Raw genomic sequence first — 18,571 nt, 5'->3', positions numbered from 1 at the left:
TTCCTGTCAAGGCAGTTGAAGGTGTCAGCGCGTACACCCGGCATAATGCCCGGGTGACCACCCCCACCGAGCCGTCGCTCTCCCCCACAGCCGGGCACACCCCCGTCGTCATCGTCGGCGCGGGGCCGGCCGGGCTCACCGTCGGCAACATCCTGCGCGCCGCCGCCGTGGACTGCGTCGTGCTGGAGACCGAGAGCCGGGAGTTCATCGAGCGGCGGCCGCGCGCCGGGTTCCTGGAGGAGTGGGCGGTGCGTGCGCTGGAGCGGCGGGGGCTGGCCGACCGGCTAGTGGAACGGGCGTCGGTGCACACCGAGTTCGAGTTCCGCTTCGACGGCGAGCGGCAGCGGTTCCCGTACACGGAGCTGACCGGGCATCACCACTACGTGTACCCGCAGCCGTTGCTGGTGACGGATCTGGTGCGGGAGTACGCGGACGTCCGGGGCGGCGACATCCGCTTCGGCGTACACGATGTGGAGCTGCACGGCATCGACGGCGAGCGCCCCTCGGTGGCGTACACGGATCCGGAGACGGGTGAACGACGGCTGCTGCGCTGCGAGTTCGTCGCGGGGTGCGACGGAGCGCGCGGGGTCACCCGGGCCGCGCTGCCGGCCGGGCACACGACCGTCGCCCGCCATGACCACGGCGTCGGCTGGCTGGCCCTGCTCGCCGAGGCCCCGCCGTCGTCGGACTGTGTGATCCTCGGCGTCCATCCGCGGGGCTTCGCCGGGCACATGGCGCGCAGCCCCGAGGTCACCCGCTACTACCTGGAGGTCCCCGCCGGTGACGACCCGGCGAACTGGCCGGACGAGCGGGTCTGGTCGGAGCTGCACGCCCGGTTGGCGGTGACCGGCGCCGAGCCGCTCACGGAGGGGCACCTGGTCGAGAAGCGGGTAATCGACCTGCACAACCACGTCACCGAGCCGATGGCGTACGGGCGGCTGTACCTGGCGGGCGACGCCGCGCATCTCATCGCGCCGATCGCCGCGAAGGGAATGAACCTCGCACTGCACGACGCCCTGCTGCTCGCGGACGCCCTGGTGGCGTCGGTGGCCCGGGGCGACGACAGCGGGCTGCGCGGGTACTCGGCGGCCTGTCTGCGGCGGGTCTGGCAGTACCAGGAGTTCTCCCAGTGGCTGGCGGAGCTGCTGCACGGCCCGTCGTCCAAGGACCCCTTCCGGGCGGGCACGGCGAACGCCCGGCTGCGGCGCGTCCTGGACTCCCCCGCCGCCGCGTCGACGTTCGCCGAGCTGTTCATCGGCAAGGACACCGACCGATAGGGCCCTTGTGGGGGCAGCCCTCAGGGGGTGTCGCAGCATCCGTCCCTGCGCATCAGCCGGCCCACCTCCAGCCAGTGCTCCTCGCTCTCCGCGGCCATCGCCCGGCGCGCGGTGGGCCGGTACGCGGCCACCAGGTCCTCGGTGGTGTGGCGGGTGCCGCCCCTGAGGACCGACACCGTCCGCACGAGGCTGTCGAAGTCGGTGAAGGGGTCGCCGTCGACGACGGTCAGATCGGCGATCCTGCCCGGCTCCACGGTGCCGAGGTGGTCGTCCAGACCGAACAGCCGGGCCGGCATGACGGTCGCCGTGCGCAGGGTCTCGGCGGGGCTCAGGCCCCCGGCGTGCAGGGCGCGCAGGGCGAGGTGCAGGAAGAGTCCGACGGGCCCGAGCGGCTGGTCGGTGCCGAGGGCCACCAGGCCGCCCGCCGCGAGGATCCGCCGGTAGACGTCGGTCTCGGTGCGCAGCGCGGCGAGTTGGGCGGGCGTCGGCGGGGTGCTCGCGGACTGCCGTACGGAGACGGCGTCCCACGGGGGCATCACGACGGTGACCCGTGGATCGTCGGCGAGGGAGGGGTCCGCCCCGAGGAGCGGTGCGGCGGTGAAGGGCGTGGCGATGAGGGAGAAGCCGACGCCGTGTGCGCTGTAGACCTCCTCCACGTCCTGGAGGGCGCGCCCGGTGGCGGTGACGGCGTGCCCGAACTCCGCGCGCTGGGTGGCCTGGAGGTGGGTGGTCAGGTCCTGGCCGAGCTGGACCCCGGGTGACAGCAGGTGGCTTCCGGTACGGACGCCGAGCCGTTCGTGGGCGAAGCGCGCCGCCTCGCTCATCACCCAGCCGGGTGCCCGGACGTAGGTCTTGACGAAGTCCCAGTCGAGTGCGGCGCCGCGCTCCAGGGAGCGTCTGAGGCCCGGCCCGGTCCGGTGGGCGCGTCCCATGCTGTAGGCGACGCGGGAGCCGTCGAGGAGTTCGCCGGTGGTGAGCAGCCGGGGCCCGGCGAGCCGGCCGGCGGCGACCTCCTCGCGGATGCGGGCCTGTTCGTAGGCGAAACCTCCGAGGGAGACGGCGGTGGTGACGCCGTAGGTGAGCTGCCCGGCGGCCTGGCGGCTGCCGTAGGTGCTGTGCCAGGGGTGGGTGTGGGTGTCCCACAGCCCGGGGAGCACGGTGTGCGCGGAGGCGTCGACCCGTCGGCGGGCGGCTTGGCGGCCGGCGCGATGGGGTTCCACGGCCGTGACGCGGCCGCCGTGTACGACGATGTCGACGTCCTCCCGGACGGTCTCACCGGTGCCGTCCCAGAGCCGCCCGGCGTGGACGACCGTGTCGGCGGGGGTGGCCCGTGAGCGGTCGAGGGGCACGCGGACGGTGCGGGTGCGGCCGTCGGTGATGTCGAGGAGGCGGAGCCGGGTGCCCGACAGGTGGAGGAGGGTGGTGGAGTCGCCGGACCAGGTGGGATGGTCGGCGGGTTCGGTGGTGAGCGTGCGGAGTTCGCCGCGTGGGGTGCCGTCGGCGGCGACGGGCAGCAGGCACAGCGCGGACTCGACGATCACGGCCATCCAGCGGCCGTCTGGCGACCAGACGGGCCCGGAGTCGTAGCGGTCGGCGATGGAGGCATGGGGGGCGACGGCGTGCAGCCGGTCGGCTCCGGTCGCGGTGTCGACGACCCGGATGAGGTTGTAGCCCTCCCGGAAGCGGGCGCCGAGCCGGTTGCGGTCGCACAGGGCGAGGTATCTGCCGTCGGGCGACCAGCTCGGTCTGCCGGGCAGCCCGCCACCGCCGAGAGGTGAGACGAGGACGCGTTCCTCACCGCTCGCCAGGTCGCGGACGACGAGGCGTCCGGTCAGGTCGAGGCAGGCCAGTCGGCGCCCGTCGGGCGAGAGGGCGGGCATGACGCGGCCTCCGGTCGCCAGGGCGGTCTCCTCGCCGGTGGCGAGATCGTGCCGGTACACGCCGAGCAGGCCGTCGCGGTCGTCGGCGTAGACCAGGGAGCGCCCGTCGTGGGACCAGGAGGGCGCGAGGAGGTAGCGGGTCGGCGGGGACTTCCGCAGCCGCTTCGGGGGGCGTCCGCCCGAGGTACCGGCCAGCCAGAGGGCGTTCAGGGCGGCGAACGCGACGCTCCGCCCGTCGGGCGACAGGGCGGGCAGGTGGATGCCGCGCACGGGCCGGACCCGGGCCTCCCCGAGGTCGTACTCCTTGACGCGGTAGCGCGGCCGGTCGACGGGGAGCACGCCCTCGAAGGGGATGGTGTCGGGCTTCTCCGGGTGGTCGGGCCGTACGAGGGTGAACTGGCCGTCCAGGGTGATCAGCAGTGCCCCGTCGGTCGTCCAGCGCGGCGGTACGGGGGCGATGTCGCCGCCGAGGCGGACCGGCTCACCGTCGACGACGAGGGTGCACGAGCCGCCGGGTGAGGCGGTGGTGCGCAGATAGGCGAGGCGGCGGCCGTCGGGGGCGAGGGCGGGCGTCATGATCTGCGCGGCCTCGGTTGCGGTGTGCTCGACGGTGACCGGGCCGGTGCCGTCGGCGGCCACGGCGGCGACGGTGCGGGACTCGACGCCCGTGCCCGCGGCGGAGGTGACGACCCTGGCCCGGACGAACAGCAGACGGCTGCCGTCGGGCGACCATGCCGGGTCGAAGTCCTCCCACCCGCCGTCCTGGAGGGGCCCGTCCTGGCCGGCGAGGCCGGTGACACGGGTGATGTCCCCGGTGGCCAGGTCAAGGACGTGGATGCGGTACGGGCTGCCCGTGACGGGGTCGCCGCCGCGTTCGGAGCCGAAGGCGAGCCTGGTGCCGTCGGGCGACCAGGCAGGGCCCCGGTCGTCCCAGGGGCCGTCGGTGCGCTGCCGCAGGCCGGAGCCGTCGGGGCGCATGGTCCACAGGTGGAAGCCGCCGCCCTGGTAGGCGCAGAACGCGACGAGGGAGCCGTCCGGGGAGTACGTGGGCCGGTTGGGCTCCAGTCCGGCCGGGGTGAGGGGAACCGCCTTGCCGCCGCCTCGGGGCAGGGACCACAGACCGCTCTGGACCTCGGCGATCAGGGTGTCGCCGCCGGGTGCGAGGGTGGCCGAGCCGTTGGTGGCCCGGGTGAAGGTGAGGGCGAGACCGGCGGCGGTCGCGGCGCGGTCACGGGCGGCGGCGGGTGTCGACGTGGCCGCGGCGCCGAGGACCGCTGCGGCGCCTGTGGCGGCGAGGAGCTGACGCCGGGTCGGGGAGGGAGTGGCGCGGCTGTGGTCAGGGTCCATGGCAGGTCACGCTTGCGCACCGCGAGCCCTGGGGGCAACAGCACCGTTCACGCCGGTTACGGACGTCACCCGCCCGCGTGACGGCGGCGGATCCACGCCGGCAGCACGAACCAGCACAGCAGGTACCAGACGAGCACACACGCGACCAGCCAGGACACATAGCCCTCGTCGGAGGCCACGCGCAGGACCAGCAGCAGTGCGGCGGTCATCGTGGCCAGCAGCAGGACCAGGCCGACCACGGTCAGCCGCGCGGCCCAGAGCACGGCGGCCGGTTTGATGCGGCGGCCGGCGACGATCCGGTGGAAGGAGACGGGGCCGATGAGGGCGCCGGTGGCGGCGGCCCCGAGGACGACCGTCACGATGTAGATGGTCTGCTCGGTCTGCGCGAGCCCCGCGTAGCGCGGCGTGAACACGACGGTGAGCAGGAAGCCGAAGAGGATCTGCACGCCGGTCTGGGCGACCCTCACCTCCTGGATGAGTTCGCCCCAGCGGCGGTCCGCGCGCTCGTCCGCGGTCTCGTCCCGGCCTCGCTCCGGAGTGGCGTATCCGTTGTCGGTCCCCTCGGGCACGGCGTCCTCCAGGCTCGGTGGGTGTCCCCTTCCTGGATGGCGCCGCGCCCGGCACGGGCAAGCCGGAACAGTCGCCACTCCACCCGCACGAGTGAACCCACTCGGCGGATCGGTCCCGGGAGCCCGGATCGCGCCCGGCACTCTCGCCCGGCCGTGGACCGGGCTCCACCCGGACGTCCCGGCCCCGCCGTCGCCGGCACGGGGTCGGCTGCCCAGGGCGGTGCGGGCGCCCCGGCGGCACCCGCACCGGACGGCCTCGACAGGGGTGCGGGCCGGCCGCCCCGCGACGCCGCGCCGGCACGGGACGGGGGATCCCCGATCTGCGAGCCGTACGTCGGCCCTCCCCGGCCGGGTGTTCACATGGGCGAATCTCAGACCCGGCGCCAGCGCGCCATCGCGAAGGAGAACAGCCCGAACAGGACCAGGCCCGCCGCGACACAGGCCAGGAGCGCCGGTCCCGCGGGTGTGTCGGCGAAGGAGCGAAGGGTGTCGTCGAGGCCCTTGGCCTTGTCCGGTTCGTAGTCGACGGCGGCCCGGACCGCGAAGACGCCCGCCGCGGCGAACACCACGCCCCGCGCGGCCCCGCCGCCCACCCCGGTGATGTCGACGGCACGGCGGGTGCGGCGCGACATCTCACCGAGCCGCAGGTGCTTGTGGTACGAGCGCATCACGGCCCGTACGGCGATCCAGACGCCCGCGACGATCACCCCGGCGCCCGCCGCGCCCACCAGCCACTGGCCCCCGGGGAGTTCCAGCGCGCGGGCCGTCACGTCCTTGGACTGCTCGTCGCTCGAGCCGCCTCCCCCGCCGCCCGAGCCCGCCGCGAAGGTCAGGACCGAGTAGGCGACGAAGGCGTAGAAGACGAACCGCGCGGCGGAGGCCAGCCGCTTGGTCCACTTGCGGCCGTCCGGGCCCGCCGCGCCGAACACCGCCTCCGACAGCCGCCACAGGGCCATGCCGACCACACCGACGCCCAGGGCCCACAGCAGGACCGAGCCCAGCGGCTTCTCGGACATCTCCTCCAGCGCTCCCTGGCGGTCCGCCTGATGCGAGCCCTCGCCGAAGGCGATCTGCAGGGCCAGTGCCCCGAGCAGCAGATAGATGACTCCGCGCGCCGTCAGCCCGGCTCTGGCCGCGCCCTCCGTCGCGGAACCGCGGGCGGCTCGCCCGCTTCCCACCCCCACAGCCGTCATCAGCCCTCCCGTCGTCCTTCGAGCCGCAACTGCAGGCTCACTTCCTGGTCGCCGGCGTCCACACCCACCTGACGCACCGCATAGCTCTCCTCCAGGGCCGCCCGCAGCGTCCGTACGGCGGGCGGGCTGCCCTGCACATCGACGGTGACAGGGCCGGCCAGCCGCGCGGCGGGTTCCTCGGCGCCGGGAGGAACGGCCGCCGTGTCGTAGGTGCCGGCCCACACGGTGGGCCGGTCGCCTGCGGTCTCGTGCGGCGGGTCCTCGGGACGCCGGTCCGACTCGAAATGGGCACACAGGCACGCGAAGACGCGCTCGGCGTCCTGTGCGGAGCAGTCGCAGAGCACGACCTCGACCTGTGACACGGGCAGACGGGGCAGAGTCACGAGCCTTCTCCCTGGTGTGGACGACAGGGTGCGTGTACCCCCATGGTGTGTCCGAAACGGGGTCGCCGCAGGTCGCGCACCGGCCCCCCTCCCCGGAGCGGTGTCGTCGCGTACCGGGCGCCCGGGCCGAAGGGTGTCCTGGGACGCCCCCGTGAGCGCGCCGGCCGTCGGCTATGTTGAGTGGTCGTGGGAGACGAAGGAGACGCACGGGTGCCATCGCCGCAGCAGGCACGTGCACAGGCATCAGCGATCACGTCCGGGCGGACCGCCGAGGAGGCCGAGCCCTCGCCCACGGCCCGGCTCAGGGAACTGTTCGACGGGCCCCGGCTCTCCCCCGGGCAGCGGCGCATCGCCCAGTACCTCATCGAGCACATCACCGAGGCCGCGTTCCTGTCGATCACGGACCTGGCCGACCGCGTCGGTGTCAGCCAGCCCTCGGTGACCCGGTTCGCCGCCGCCGTCGGCTTCAGCGGCTACCCCGCGCTGCGGGAGCGGCTCCAGGCCATCGCGCTCGCCACCCTCGGCAGCGCGCCGGGCACGCCCGCGCCGGACCGCAGCAACGAACTCCAGGCCGCCGTGGACGCCGAGATCGAGAACCTGGAGAACCTGCGGCGCGACTTCGCCGACCCTGGCCAGGTGATCGAGGTGGGCCGCGCCCTGTCCCGCTCGACCCCGCTGACCGTCCTCGGCCTGCGGATCTCCGGCGCCCTCGCCGAGTACTTCGCCTACGCCGCCCGCCGTATCCACCCCGACGTCCGGCTCGTGACCAAGGGCGGCACGGTCGCCTACGACGCCCTGCTGCAGTCCCGTGAGGCGGGGGGCACCTGGGTGCTGGCGTTCTCCATGCCCCGGCACGCGCAGGAGACGCTCACCGCGTTGCGGGTCGCGCGCACGGCCGGGCTGAAGGTGGCTCTGGTGACCGACCTGGGGTTCGGGCCGCTGGCGGACGAGGCCGACGCGGTCTTCGCCACCGGGACCGGCTCACGCCTGGTCTTCGACTCCTACGCCGCCCCGGTCATGATGTCGTCGGCGCTGCTCCAGGCCATGACGGACGCCGATCCGGAACGGACCCAGGCGCGCCTGGAGGCGTACGAGCAGGTCTCCGAACAGCAGCAGTTCTTCCTCAGGGACTGAAGCCCTCCCCATCCCACCGGCTCCCACCGGCTCCCACCGGCAGGGGACTATTCACATCTTTTCCGGCATGAATTTTTTCATGCTCTTGCAAACTCATCGGTATATATAAATACTGCTCCCGGATCGCGGCCCGGTGGGACTCCGGGGCGCGTCGTCCGCCCGGGACCGTCCGCTCCTACCCGCCACGGCGCCCCGGGTGCAGCGGCCCCGGCCATCCCCTAGACCGGGGCCGCCCAGACTCCACAGTCGGACTTTTTCGCGTCGATGCAAGACCGGAGCGTTGAACATGGCCCTCACCACCTCGCCGATCCGCACGGACTGGCCGTGCCAGGTCAAGACACCCGGTAGCTACGACTGGGAGCGGTCCGCGGCCAAGTGGCTGCGCGAGCTGGTGCCGGCCCGTTACGGCAGCTACCCGGCGATGATGCGGCACCCCGTGCTGCTCGCCCGGCACGCCCAGATCCAGGTCCAGCACGAGATCCGGGTCGCCCGCACCGCCCTGCAGACCGCCCGTTCCGAGCTGCCCAGCCTCGGGATGTCCGAGTCGGTCATCGAGCACACCATCAAGATGTACGCCGCCGAGGTCATGCAGCTGAGCCACATCGCCCGCTCGATCCGGGCCGTCAGCCAGGCCCTGGTGGACCACCAGCACGCCCGCGCCTCGCACTGACACGTGTGCCTCGGACACGATAGGCGGCGCCCGTGCCGGGAAGACGATGAGAAGGTACGGGTACGTACGAGCGAGGGGCGGGACCGATGGACTCCTGGACCTGGGGTGTGATCGTCGCGGTCGTGGTGGCCGGGGCCGCCGTCCTCGGCGTGGCCGTGTGGCTGCTCCTGCGGCTGGTGCGCACCCGGCGTGACCTCCAGCGGGCCGGGCTTCCCACCGGCCCCAAGTGGGTCTTCTGGGGTGCCGTCCTGTATCTGGTCCTCCCGACGGACGTGCTGCCCGACCCGGTGTACCTCGACGACATCGGCGTCCTGCTGCTGGCTCTGAAGTCGCTGCGCACCGGACGGCAGGAGGCGCTCGCCGAGCGCGGGGACGGCGCGGGAACCGCCCTGCGGGGGTGAGACGTTGTCGGGCTGACGGTCACTGCGACGGACGGCCCCGATGATCGAGCTGGTATCCGGGGGCAATGTGCCCCTGCCGCACGGCACCCTGACGATCAGGGTGCCCGGCCCCTTCGACGTCTGCGCCCTCGTCACCGACGACACGGGCAAGGTCGGCGGCGACGCCGACTTCGTCTTCTACAACCAGCCCACGGCGCCGGGCGCCCGCCTCTCCGGCGGCGGCTGCCTGGCGGTGGATCCGCGGGCGCTGCGGCCGGGAGCGACCCGCCTCACCGTGGTGATCAGCCCGGCCGAACCGGACACCCCTCTCGGCGGCCTGCCGGCCCCGACCCTGTTCGTCGCGGGCGCCGACGGCCGCGCACTCGCCCGCTTCACCCCGCCGAGACCCAGGCGGGAGACGGTACTGCTGCTGGCGGAGCTGTACCGCCGGGGGCCCGGCTGGAAGCTCCGGGCCCTGGGGCAGGGCTACGCGGACGGACTGGCCGGTGTGGCGAGGGACTTCGGGGTGGACGTCGTGGACGACGCGGCAACCGCACCCCGCAGGCCGTCCGGCGCGGCGCCCCCTCCCGGGCCCGCCACGGTGAGCGGAGCGGCTCCCCCGTACGGGCGCGCCCACCCCTCACCGGCCCGCACCGCGCTCACGGTCCCACCGGCCGCCTTCACCGACGGCTTCCTCGACCTGGTCAACTCCGCCCGGACCTCCGCCGGTTCCCCGCCCGTATCGCTCAGTCCCCGCCTCACGGCCGCGGCCCGGGAGCACGCCGGCGCGATGGCCGCCCGGGGCCGGCTCGCCTCGGAGGGTGCGGACGGGCTCTCCGTGCACCAGCGGGTCACCGCCGGGGGATACCGCTATCTGACCGTCGGCGAGCATCTGGTCTCCGGCCCCCGCACCCCGGCCGAGTTCGTGGACTACTGCCTCTCCGACCCGCAGGCCCGGCGCACCCTGTTGGTGCCCGAGTGCAGCGAGGCCGGTCTCGGCCAGGCGGCCGACGCGCGCTCGGGCACCGTCTTCTGGACGGCACTCTGGGCCCGGCCCTTCTCCGCCGAAGGGCTGCGGCGGACGGCCGGCGAGGTGCTCGTCCTCACCAACGCCAGGCGAGCCGCCGCGGGTCTGCCGCCGCTCGCCTCCGACCCCCTGCTCACCGTCGCGGCCCAGGCGCACTGCGACGACATGGTGGCGCGGGCCTTCTACGCCCACACCTCCCCCGACGGCGGCGAACCGTGGCACCGCGCGGCGGCGGCCGGCTCCACGCGGCGGTCGATCGGGGAGAACATCGCGTGCGGACAGCGTTCCGCCGCCGAGGTCGTGGACGGATGGATGAACAGCCCGGGACACCGCGCGAACATCCTCAAGCCCGACTTCACCCATCTGGGCGTCGGATTCACCGGGGGCGGCGCCGCGGGCACCTACTGGACGCAACTCTTCGGCGGCTGAAACCGAACCCCCGCGCCTTTCCCTCTTTCGGGTCGCTCAACTCGGCACCCTCAGCGGCTACTTGACTCTCCGTGACCACTGGTCTCCAATGCACCCTGTCGATGGACAGAAGGCGACGGGAGACGAATCAGATGGTTACGAGATCGGTGGGCCCCCGCGCCGCGGTCCTGGGCGCGGTCGTGTTGTCCCTCCTGACGGTCCCCGCACAGGCGGCCACGCCGCTCCCCGGGCCCGGGGCCGCGGAGCGGCCGGACGCCACGGCGGCCGTGGCCCCGTCGGCCGCCCCGGACACGGCGGAGCTGCGCAGAGTGCTGCGTACGGCGCTGTCGCAGGGCGCGCCGGGCGCGTTCGCGCGGATCGACGACAACGGAAAGGCCATCCGTCTGACGGCGGGTGTCGCCGACCGGGGCACCGGACGGGCCATGAGCACCGGGGACCGGATCCGCGTCGGCAGCGTCACGAAGACCTTCACGGCGGTGGTGCTGCTGCAACTGGTCGACGAGGGCAAGCTGAGACTCGACACCTCGGTGAACACCTATCTGCCCGGGCTGCTGCCCGACAAGCGGATCACCGTGCGTCATGTGCTCAGCCACCGCAGCGGTCTCCACGACCACGCCAGCACCCTCTTCGCCCGCCCGGTCCAGGGCTTCGAGAGCGTGCGCAACCGGGTCTACACCTTCCGTCAGCTGATGAACATGTCGCTCGCGAAGCCGCTCACCGGCAAGCCGGGCGCCGCCTACTCGTACTCGAACGCGAACTTCGTCGTGGCGGGCATGCTCATCAAGAAGTTCACCGGGAAGTCGGTGGCGACGGCGTACCAGGAGCGCATCATCAAGCCGCTGAAGCTGACCGACACGTACTACGTCCATCCGAAGAACACGATCCCCGGCCGGTTCGCGCGCGGCTACATGACCGCCGACTCCTCCGGCCGGAAGATCGACTCGACGCTGCAGACCGTGTCCTGGGCGCAGAGCGCGGGGGCCCTGGTGTCCAGCGGCAAGGACCTGAACACGTTCCTCTCCGCGCTGATGCGGGGCGAACTCACCTCCGCCGCCCAGCTGAAGCAGATGCTGCGGTGGACACCGGTGAACAGCACGCAGGCGTACGGGCTGGGACTGCGCCGCCGCGACCTGTCGTGCGGGATCTCGGTGTACGGGCACACGGGCACCGTGCAGGGCTACTACAGCTGGGCGTTCACCTCGAAGTCGGGCAAGCGCAGTCTGACGTCGTTCGCCAACACCTCCAACAACGGGACGGTGTACACCACCATGAACCGCACGCTGGACGCCGCCTTCTGCGGCTGACCCCGAAGAGGCGGACGCCCGGCCGACGGCGAGCCATGGCGTCCGGTGTCTCAGGCCTTGCGCCTCCTGCGGTGGCCGGGGCGCCGGTGCGGCGGCTGCTCCGGGGGCGGGCCGACCGGTTTCGCGGCCGGGATCTCCCGCCGCAGGGGCTTCTCCCCGTCGAGGGTGACCGGCTCGCCGTAGTGCCGGATGGTGAGGGAGTCGCCGCCGCGCAGCTCGTACGTGGCGTGGCGGGGCCTGATCTCGACGCGCAGGCAGGTGTCCCGCAGCCGGAGGCCGAAGGCGAGCCTGCTCAGCCGCTCGGGGAGCCGGGGGGCGAAGTCGACGGTCGGCCCCCGGTGGCGCATTCCGCCGAAGCCCGCGACCAGCGCCGTCCAGGTGCCGGCGAGGGAGGCGATGTGCAGACCGTCGCGGGTGTTGCTCTCCAGGTCCCGGAGATCCATCATCGCCGCCTCGGCCAGATAGTCGTAGGCCAGTTCGAGATGGCCGACCTGGGCGGCGACGACCGCCTGGCAGCAGGCGGACAGGGAGGAGTCGCGGACGGTGAGCGGCTCGTAGTAGGCGAAGTTGCGGGCCACCTGGTCCTCGTCGAAGCGGTCGCCGCACTTGTACATCGCGAGCACCAGGTCGGCCTGTTTGACGACCTGTTTGCGGTAGAGGTCGAAGTACGGGAAGTGCAGCATCAGCGGGTACTGGTCGGGGCGGGTGCCGCGGAAGTCCCAGCGCTGGTGGCGGGTGAACCCGGCGTGCTGCTCGTGGACGCCGAGTTCCCGGTCGTACGGGACGTGCACGGCATGGGCGGCGTCCCGCCAGGCGGCGCTCTCCTCGTCGTCGACGCCGAGCAGCGCGGCCCGCTCGGGGTGGCGTTCCGCGGCGTCCGCGGCGGCCAGGAGGTTCGCGCGGGCCATGAGGTTGGTGTACGTGTTGTCGTCCACGACGGCGCTGTACTCGTCGGGGCCGGTCACCCCGTCGATGTGGAACGCGCCGTGGGGGTCGTGGTGGCCGAGGGAACGCCAGAGCCGGGCCGTCTCCACGAGGAGTTCGAGGCCGGTGTCGCGTTCGAAGTCGGTGTCGCCGGTGGCGGCGGTGTGGCGGACCACGGCGTCGGCGATGTCGGCGTTGACGTGGAACGCGGCCGTGCCGGCGGGCCAGTACGCGGAGCCCTCCGAGCCGTCGATGGTCCGCCAGGGGAACGCGGCGCCCTTCAGGCCGAGTTGAGCGGCGCGGTCGCGGGCGGCGGGGAGGGTGTCCTGCCGCCAGCGCAGGGCCTCGGCGACCGCGCCGGGAGCGGTGTAGGTGAGCAGGGGCAGGACGAAGGTCTCGGTGTCCCAGAAGGCGTGGCCGTCGTAGCCGGAGCCGGTGAGGCCCTTGGCGGGGAGGGCGCGTCGTTCGGCGCGGGCGCCCGCCTGGAGCACGTGGAACAGGGCGAACCGTACGGCCTGCTGGATCTCCTCGTCGCCGTCGACCTCGACGTCGGCCCGGGCCCAGAAGTCGTCCAGGTAGGCGCGTTGTTCGTCGGCGAGGCCCTGCCAGCCGCCGTACGCGGCGGCGGAGAGCGCGGCGTCGACCTGGTCGGCGACGGCGGGCAGCGAGCGGGTGCCGGACCAACCGTAGGCGACGAGCTTCTCCACGCGCAGGGTCTGACCGGGCTCCAGCACGGTCGTGGCGGTGAGGCGGGCCACGTCGTCCCTGCTCTCACCGCGGGTGGTGATCTCGCCGGGTCCGGTGACGATGTGGTCGGCGGCGGCGCCGACCCGCAGTCCGGTGCGCCGGGTGCGGTGGACGAGCCTCAGCCGGGGTCCGTCCGCGAAGTGCTCCTCCGGTTCCAGCGGCGCCCTCAGCGCGACGGCGGCCCGGGGATCACCGTCGCGTTCCGGGAGCTGCTCGTTGGCCACCAGCTCCGACTGGACGACGACGCGGGCCTCGCTGTCGACGGCCTCGACCTCGTAGGCGACGGCGGCGATCGACCGCTGGGTGAAGGACACGAGACGGGTGGAGCGGACGCGGACGGTCGTCCCGGTCGGTGAGGTCCACTCGCAGGTGCGCCGCAGCAGGCCCGAACGCAGGTCGAGGACGCGCTCGTGGGAGCGGAGGCGGCCGTAGCGCAGGTCGAAGGGCTCGTCGTCGACGAGCAGGCGGATGATCTTGCCGTTGGTGACGTCGATGACCGTCTGCCCGGACTCCGGGTACCCGTAGCCGGCCTCCGCGTACGGCAGCGGGTGCGTCTCGTGGACGCCGTTGAGGTAGCTGCCGGGCAGGCCGTGCGGTTCGCCCTCGTCGAGGTTGCCGCGCCAGCCTATGTGGCCGTTGGACAGGGCGAACACCGACTCGCTCTGCGGCAGGAGGTCCGGTTTGAGGCGCCGTTCGCGCAGGGCCCAGGGGGCGACGCCGTACGACCGGTGGATGATCACGCCCAGTCCCCCAGTTCCGTCAGGTCCCTTACGACGACGTCGGCGCCGTGGGCGCGCAGGGCGTCCGCCTGGCCGACGCGGTCGATGCCGACGACGTGTCCGAAACGGCCGGCGCGTCCGGCGTCCATGCCGGCGAGGGCGTCCTCGAAGACGGCGGCCTCGGCGGGTTCGACGCCCAGGTCGCGGGCGGCGGCGAGGAAGGTGTCCGGAGCCGGTTTGCCGGGCAGCCCGCGCTCGGCGGCGACCACGCCGTCGATCCGCACGTCGAAGAGGTGCTCGGCGTCGATGGAGCGCAGGACGTCCCGGCAGTTGGCGCTGGAGGAGACGACCCCGGTCAGCAGGCCCTGGGCGCGGGCCTTGCCGATGTAGCGCAGGGTGCCCTCGTAGGCCTCGACCCCGTCGGTGCGGATGAGCTGGAGGAGCAGGTCGTTCTTGCGGTTGCCGAGGCCGTGGACGGTGGGAGCGTCGGGCGGGTCGTCGGGGCCGCCCTCGGGCAGGTGGATGCCCCGGGAGGCGAGGAAGGTGCGGACGCCGTCGGCGCGGGGGCGGCCGTCGACGTACTCGTCGTAGTCGCTGCCCCGGTCGAAGGGCCGGAAGGAGTGGCCGTCGCGTCGGCGCAGGAACTCGTCGAACGCCTGCTTCCACGCCGCGGCGTGCACGACGGCGGTCCTGGTGATGACGCCGTCGAGGTCGAAGAGGCAGGCCCGGATGGGTTGGGGGAGGCCCAGTTCCGTCGGTTCGGTCGTCTCTGTCATGGAAGTCAGGTTCCCCGTGCGGCGGGGGTCAGTGGGGGAAGATCGCGGAATCCGGTCAGCGGCGGGTGGCGCGGCTGCCGCCGTGGGCGCGGCCGAGGGCGTGGAGGTGCTCCAGGGCATCCAGTACGACGGTGCGGTCGTACCAGGACAGCCATGCGCCTGCCTCGGCGCCCACCACCGTCAGCGCCCTGAGCTGGGCGGGCGTCAACTCCTGGACGGGTCTGTCGAGATGGGCCGAGACCATGCCCACGCAGAGACCGGACGCGTTGGTCAGGGGCACGCTGTGGCAGGCGCGGCTGCCCGCGAGCAGGATCGCCTCCCGGGCGTCCTCGGTGAACACCGGATGCGTCGCCACGTCCCGGACCGTCACCTGGGCGATGTCGCGGGCGGCGAGTGCGCAGGAGGTGCCCTCCTCGCCGACGAACGCGAAGAAGTCGACGAAGTCCGCGGTGAGGCCGGTGTGCCGCTCGATGCGCAGTCCGCGCTCGGCGCGGTAGGCGATCTGGACGTTGCCCATGTCGGTGCCGACGACCGCGAGGGTCTGACTGAGCACGGCGGTCAGGACCGCGCTCCGGTTGCCTCGTCCGGCGCGGCGGTCGCGGCCCTCCTTGAAGGTGAGGGAGGGCTCCGCGCGCCGGGCCCGGCCGGGGAACCACAGGGCGCCGGGCCCCTCGGGTCCGGGCGCCCTCAGGACTGCCTCGGCGAGCGTGCGCAGCTTGACGTTGTACTGCTGCGAGGCGCGCTGGAGCAGGGCGAATGCGGTCTCCGCGTCGGGCAGCGCATAGCGTTCCCGCAGGATGCCCTGGGTCTGGGCGATCAGTGGGCGGCCCTCCACGCTGATGCGCAACTGCCGGATCTCCGCCCGGAGGCGGGCAACTTCCTCCCGCATGGCCTCCACGTCGCCCACCGCCCCGGGCTCGTGCTCCTCTCCCATGGTCACCTTCCGCTTCCTCACGTGTCACGCTTCGGACAACAGCATGGCTCCCCTGCCCCGTCCGGGCCCGGACAGGCCGGATTCGGTCTACCGTCGTCCGCATGTCGCTGACCTTCGACGACCTGCTGGAGCGGGCCGCCTCCCTCGTCCGCCCCGGTCGCCGCGCCCTGCTGGGGATCACCGGCAGTCCCGGAGCGGGGAAGACCACGCTCGCCGAGCGGCTGACCCGGGAGCTCAACGGCGCCGGGGAGGCCTGGGCCGCCCATGTCCCGATGGACGGCTTCCACCTCGCCGACGCGGAGCTGGACCGGCTGGGCCGCCGGGACCGCAAGGGCGCGCCGGACACGTTCGACGCGGCCGGCTACGCGGCCCTGTTGCAGAGGCTGCGCGACGACGAGCCCGACGTGGTGTACGCGCCGGCCTTCGAGCGCACCCTGGAGCAGCCGATAGCCGGGGCGATCCCCGTGCCGCCTGGCGCCCGCCTCGTCGTGACGGAGGGGAACTACCTGCTGCTGGAGGAGGGGGCCTGGGCCCGCGTCCGTGCCCGGCTGGACGAGGTCTGGTTCTGCGGGCTCGACGAGACCGAACGCGTGCGGCGCCTCGTCGCCCGTCACGAGGAGTTCGGCAAGGGCCACGACGAGGCGGTCGCCTGGGTGCTCGGCACGGACCAGCGCAACGCCGATCTGGTGGCGACGACACGGGAGCGGGCGGACCTGGTGGTTCCGGGGACCGCGATGCCGGCGGCCGGCGCGGCGGTGCCGGGAGGCGTGGCTCAGAGCTCCGAACAGAAGTAGAGCCCGGCTCGCGACGCCTGGCACGCACGCTCGCCGCGTTGCCGAAAGCCCCTGGTAGCCCCGCTACAAGGAGCTTCCGGCGCCTTGCGATCGCACGCACCCGACGCCGCGAGCCGATCGGACTCCACTCTTGTTCGGAGCTCTTAGGGCCCTTCACCATGGGCGTCCGGTCAGGTCGCGTGGTCCGGTGGCGTGCGTCGCAAGGCCCCGGACAGCCCTCGTGGCGGAGCCGCCCGGGCTTTCCGGCAACGCGGCGACGTGCGGTGCCGGATCGCACATCACGCCGTACGGACGCCGTACGGACGCCGTACGGGCCGCCGCCGACGGGAGGCGGAGGCCCGGACCGGTCGGTCGGTGGGTCGGAGTCACACGACGGGTTCGGTCCTGCCGGCGCGCAGCGCGACGGTCAGGGTGTGCGGGCCGAGTCCGCCGATGTAGACGCGGTTCCCGGTCGTGGCGTCGGTGCCGCCGACCACGGTGTGGTCCTGACCCGGGTCGTACCGCAGCACGTCGCTCCGGTCCGGCCCGGCGAGCGGTTCGCCTGCCTCGGTGCCGGCCTCGACCCGGATCTCGTCGTCACCGACCCGGTAGGTCATCGGCCCGGTCGTCAGGCACCAGCGTCCGTCGCCGATCGGCACGGCGCCCTCAGGCACGCCACCCGGCCTGAAGGTCAGTTCGAGGGCCCAGGGCACCCGGGGTCCGCTGATGTCGATCCGCAGGTCGGCGCCGTCCTCCCGCAGGTCCACCTCGACGCGGGTGGTGTGGGAGACCTCGTCCCGGGGCCGGTCCGGGAAGGCCATCGCGGCCGAGAAGCGTCCCTCGTCCACCAGCCGGTAGAGGCCGTCGTCCCGCCTCCGTTCCGCCGGGAGCGGCTGGTAGTAGGCGGCGGTGAGGGTTTCGGTGAGCCGGTACCGGTTGTCGGCGGGCTGCTCCACCTCGGCGGCGCGGAACGGGCCCAGGTCGAAGAACCCCCGCGAGAGACGGACCGCGTCGAGGACCGCGTCGCCGGCGAACAGGCGCAGGAAGGTGGGGTTGCAGGCGAGGCCCGAGCGGATGCGCCGGTGCCCGGGCACGTCGGAACCGCCGTACACCACCGTGTGCGCGTGGGCCGAGGCGCGTGCGGCGAGGCGTGCGGTGGTGAGGTACCGGTCGCGGGGAAGTGTCTCCGCGGCCGGGGCCGGCAGGGTTCGGCACAGGTCCGGGGTGAGGAGGGTCTGGGCGAGCAGGTCGGGGTCGTCGATGCCGCCGTCGGCCGCCAGCAGTGCCGCCCGGCTGAAGTCGCCCCGGCCGGTGCGGATCGCGAGCAGCCGGTAGTGCGGCAGATAGGGCGCCAGCGGGAACGGGTGGTACTGGTCCTGCCGTCGTGAGTGGACGGTCTCCACCGTGCCGTCCGGCCTGATCAGGTCCAGGGTCGTGGCGAGATTGCGGACCACGGCGTCCAGCAGGTCGGCGCGGCCGAGCACCTCGGCCAGGAGCAGCAGCGACGGGTTGGACACATGGGCCGCGTAGTTGGCGCTCCGTTCCGAGTACAGGCCGTCCGCGTCGATGTCGACGCCCTCGGCGAGCCACTCCTCGACGCGGTGGAGCAGCCGGTCGTCCGGGAACGACCGGTGCAGCCGGGCCAGCGCCGCGCACAGCTCCCAGCGGTGGTTCGGGGTGTGCACTCCGCCGGTCAGGAGACTGCCCGTGGCGGCGCCGGCGATCTCGGCGAGCGCGGCCGTGACGTCCCGCAGTTCCGGCCCGGCGTCCGCGGCGAGGAGGTGCGCGTCGCACACGTCGTTGACGGTGAACGCGGAGTCGGGCGGTGACTGCACGTTGTCGCCGCCGGCGAAGAGACCGGTGGCGGTCTGCGCGGCCTCCAGGGCGGCGAGGTGGGTCATCGCGGCGGCGACGGCCTGATCGCTGCCGTGGAGTGCCGAGTCCGGGGAACGATAGGCCGCGACGAGGGTCTTCACTCGGCGGGCCAGCGCGCGGTGGGGCACACCGGCGGGTTCCTCGCCGGGGTGGGCCGCGAGCGGGGCGGCCTCGCGGTCGGCGGCGCGGGCCGCCGCGCGGACGAAGTCGTGGTCGATCGGGGTGGGCAA

Annotated in this window: 15 protein-coding genes; 7 read left to right on the top strand and 8 right to left on the bottom strand. The window is 73.4% G+C overall.

Translation table 11 applies throughout. The features are described from left to right. The first annotated feature begins 53 nt into the window (after window positions 1-53). Window positions 54-1,277, top strand: coding sequence for a 4-hydroxybenzoate 3-monooxygenase (locus AC067N_RS30645; protein ID WP_478682148.1), 1,224 nt, complete (start codon window positions 54-56; stop codon window positions 1,275-1,277). Window positions 1,278-1,297: 20 nt separating this feature from the next. Here the strand turns inward: AC067N_RS30645 and AC067N_RS30640 are convergent, their stop codons facing one another. From AC067N_RS30640 to AC067N_RS30625, 4 genes are all read right to left on the bottom strand, one after another. Next, window positions 1,298-4,504 carry an amidohydrolase family protein gene (locus tag AC067N_RS30640; RefSeq protein WP_478682147.1) on the bottom strand — a complete coding sequence of 1,069 codons (3,207 nt, stop codon included), beginning with the start codon at window positions 4,502-4,504 and terminating at the stop codon, window positions 1,298-1,300. Between the two features lie 65 nt (window positions 4,505-4,569). Beyond that, window positions 4,570-5,073 (bottom strand): DUF6328 family protein, encoded by a 504-nt coding sequence (locus AC067N_RS30635; RefSeq protein ID WP_478682146.1) that lies wholly within the window; start codon window positions 5,071-5,073, stop codon window positions 4,570-4,572. Between the two features lie 371 nt (window positions 5,074-5,444). Further along, window positions 5,445-6,266 (bottom strand): DUF1206 domain-containing protein, encoded by an 822-nt coding sequence (locus tag AC067N_RS30630; RefSeq protein ID WP_478682145.1) that lies wholly within the window; start codon window positions 6,264-6,266, stop codon window positions 5,445-5,447. Then, window positions 6,266-6,649, bottom strand: a complete 384-nt coding sequence (locus AC067N_RS30625; RefSeq protein ID WP_478682144.1) for a hypothetical protein — start codon at window positions 6,647-6,649, stop codon at window positions 6,266-6,268. The genes AC067N_RS30630 and AC067N_RS30625 overlap by 1 nt, the downstream gene beginning before the upstream one ends. A 210-nt stretch (window positions 6,650-6,859) precedes the next feature. Between AC067N_RS30625 and AC067N_RS30620 the strand changes: the two genes are divergently transcribed. The 5 genes from AC067N_RS30620 (at window position 6,860) to AC067N_RS30600 (ending at window position 11,593) form a co-directional block, all read left to right on the top strand. Further along, window positions 6,860-7,783: a MurR/RpiR family transcriptional regulator gene (locus tag AC067N_RS30620; RefSeq protein WP_478682143.1), complete on the top strand. Its 924-nt coding sequence runs from the start codon at window positions 6,860-6,862 to the stop codon at window positions 7,781-7,783. A 286-nt stretch (window positions 7,784-8,069) separates the two neighbouring features. Beyond that, a complete protein-coding gene (locus AC067N_RS30615) occupies window positions 8,070-8,453 on the top strand; it encodes a hypothetical protein (RefSeq protein WP_478682142.1) in 384 nt (127 codons plus the stop codon). Between the two features lie 86 nt (window positions 8,454-8,539). Then, on the top strand, window positions 8,540-8,854 hold the full coding sequence (locus tag AC067N_RS30610) for a DUF1232 domain-containing protein (protein ID WP_478682141.1): 315 nt from the start codon (window positions 8,540-8,542) through the stop codon (window positions 8,852-8,854). A 40-nt stretch (window positions 8,855-8,894) separates the two neighbouring features. Then, entirely contained in the window at window positions 8,895-10,289 is a 1,395-nt protein-coding gene (locus tag AC067N_RS30605) for a CAP domain-containing protein (RefSeq protein ID WP_478682140.1), read from the top strand. Between the two features lie 131 nt (window positions 10,290-10,420). Beyond that, window positions 10,421-11,593, top strand: a complete 1,173-nt coding sequence (locus AC067N_RS30600; protein WP_478682139.1) for a serine hydrolase domain-containing protein — start codon at window positions 10,421-10,423, stop codon at window positions 11,591-11,593. A 50-nt stretch (window positions 11,594-11,643) separates the two neighbouring features. On the opposite strand, the gene AC067N_RS30595 is transcribed toward AC067N_RS30600, so the two are convergent. Genes AC067N_RS30595 through AC067N_RS30585 form a run of 3 tightly spaced genes read right to left on the bottom strand, consistent with a single transcriptional unit; the run spans window position 11,644 to window position 15,693 of the window. Continuing rightward, entirely contained in the window at window positions 11,644-14,004 is a 2,361-nt protein-coding gene (locus AC067N_RS30595) for a glycoside hydrolase family 65 protein (protein WP_478682138.1), read from the bottom strand. Beyond that, a complete protein-coding gene (locus tag AC067N_RS30590; RefSeq protein ID WP_478682137.1) occupies window positions 14,001-14,759 on the bottom strand; it encodes an HAD family hydrolase in 759 nt (252 codons plus the stop codon). Before AC067N_RS30590 ends, AC067N_RS30595 begins: the two co-directional genes overlap by 4 nt. Window positions 14,760-14,814: 55 nt before the next feature. Further along, window positions 14,815-15,693: an ANTAR domain-containing protein gene (locus AC067N_RS30585; protein WP_478682236.1), complete on the bottom strand. Its 879-nt coding sequence runs from the start codon at window positions 15,691-15,693 to the stop codon at window positions 14,815-14,817. A gap of 101 nt (window positions 15,694-15,794) precedes the next feature. Here AC067N_RS30585 and AC067N_RS30580 point away from each other — a divergent pair, with 101 nt between their 5' ends. Next, window positions 15,795-16,487, top strand: coding sequence for a nucleoside/nucleotide kinase family protein (locus AC067N_RS30580; RefSeq protein WP_478682136.1), 693 nt, complete (start codon window positions 15,795-15,797; stop codon window positions 16,485-16,487). 365 nt (window positions 16,488-16,852) lie between these two features. On the opposite strand, the gene AC067N_RS30575 is transcribed toward AC067N_RS30580, so the two are convergent. Further along, window positions 16,853-18,571 carry a hypothetical protein gene (locus tag AC067N_RS30575; RefSeq protein WP_478682135.1) on the bottom strand — a complete coding sequence of 573 codons (1,719 nt, stop codon included), beginning with the start codon at window positions 18,569-18,571 and terminating at the stop codon, window positions 16,853-16,855.

This window comes from Streptomyces sp. NPDC042364 (genome assembly GCF_056437585.1).
Note: the sequence above shows the minus strand (reverse complement) of the source record. Positions and strands in the feature narration are given on the sequence as shown.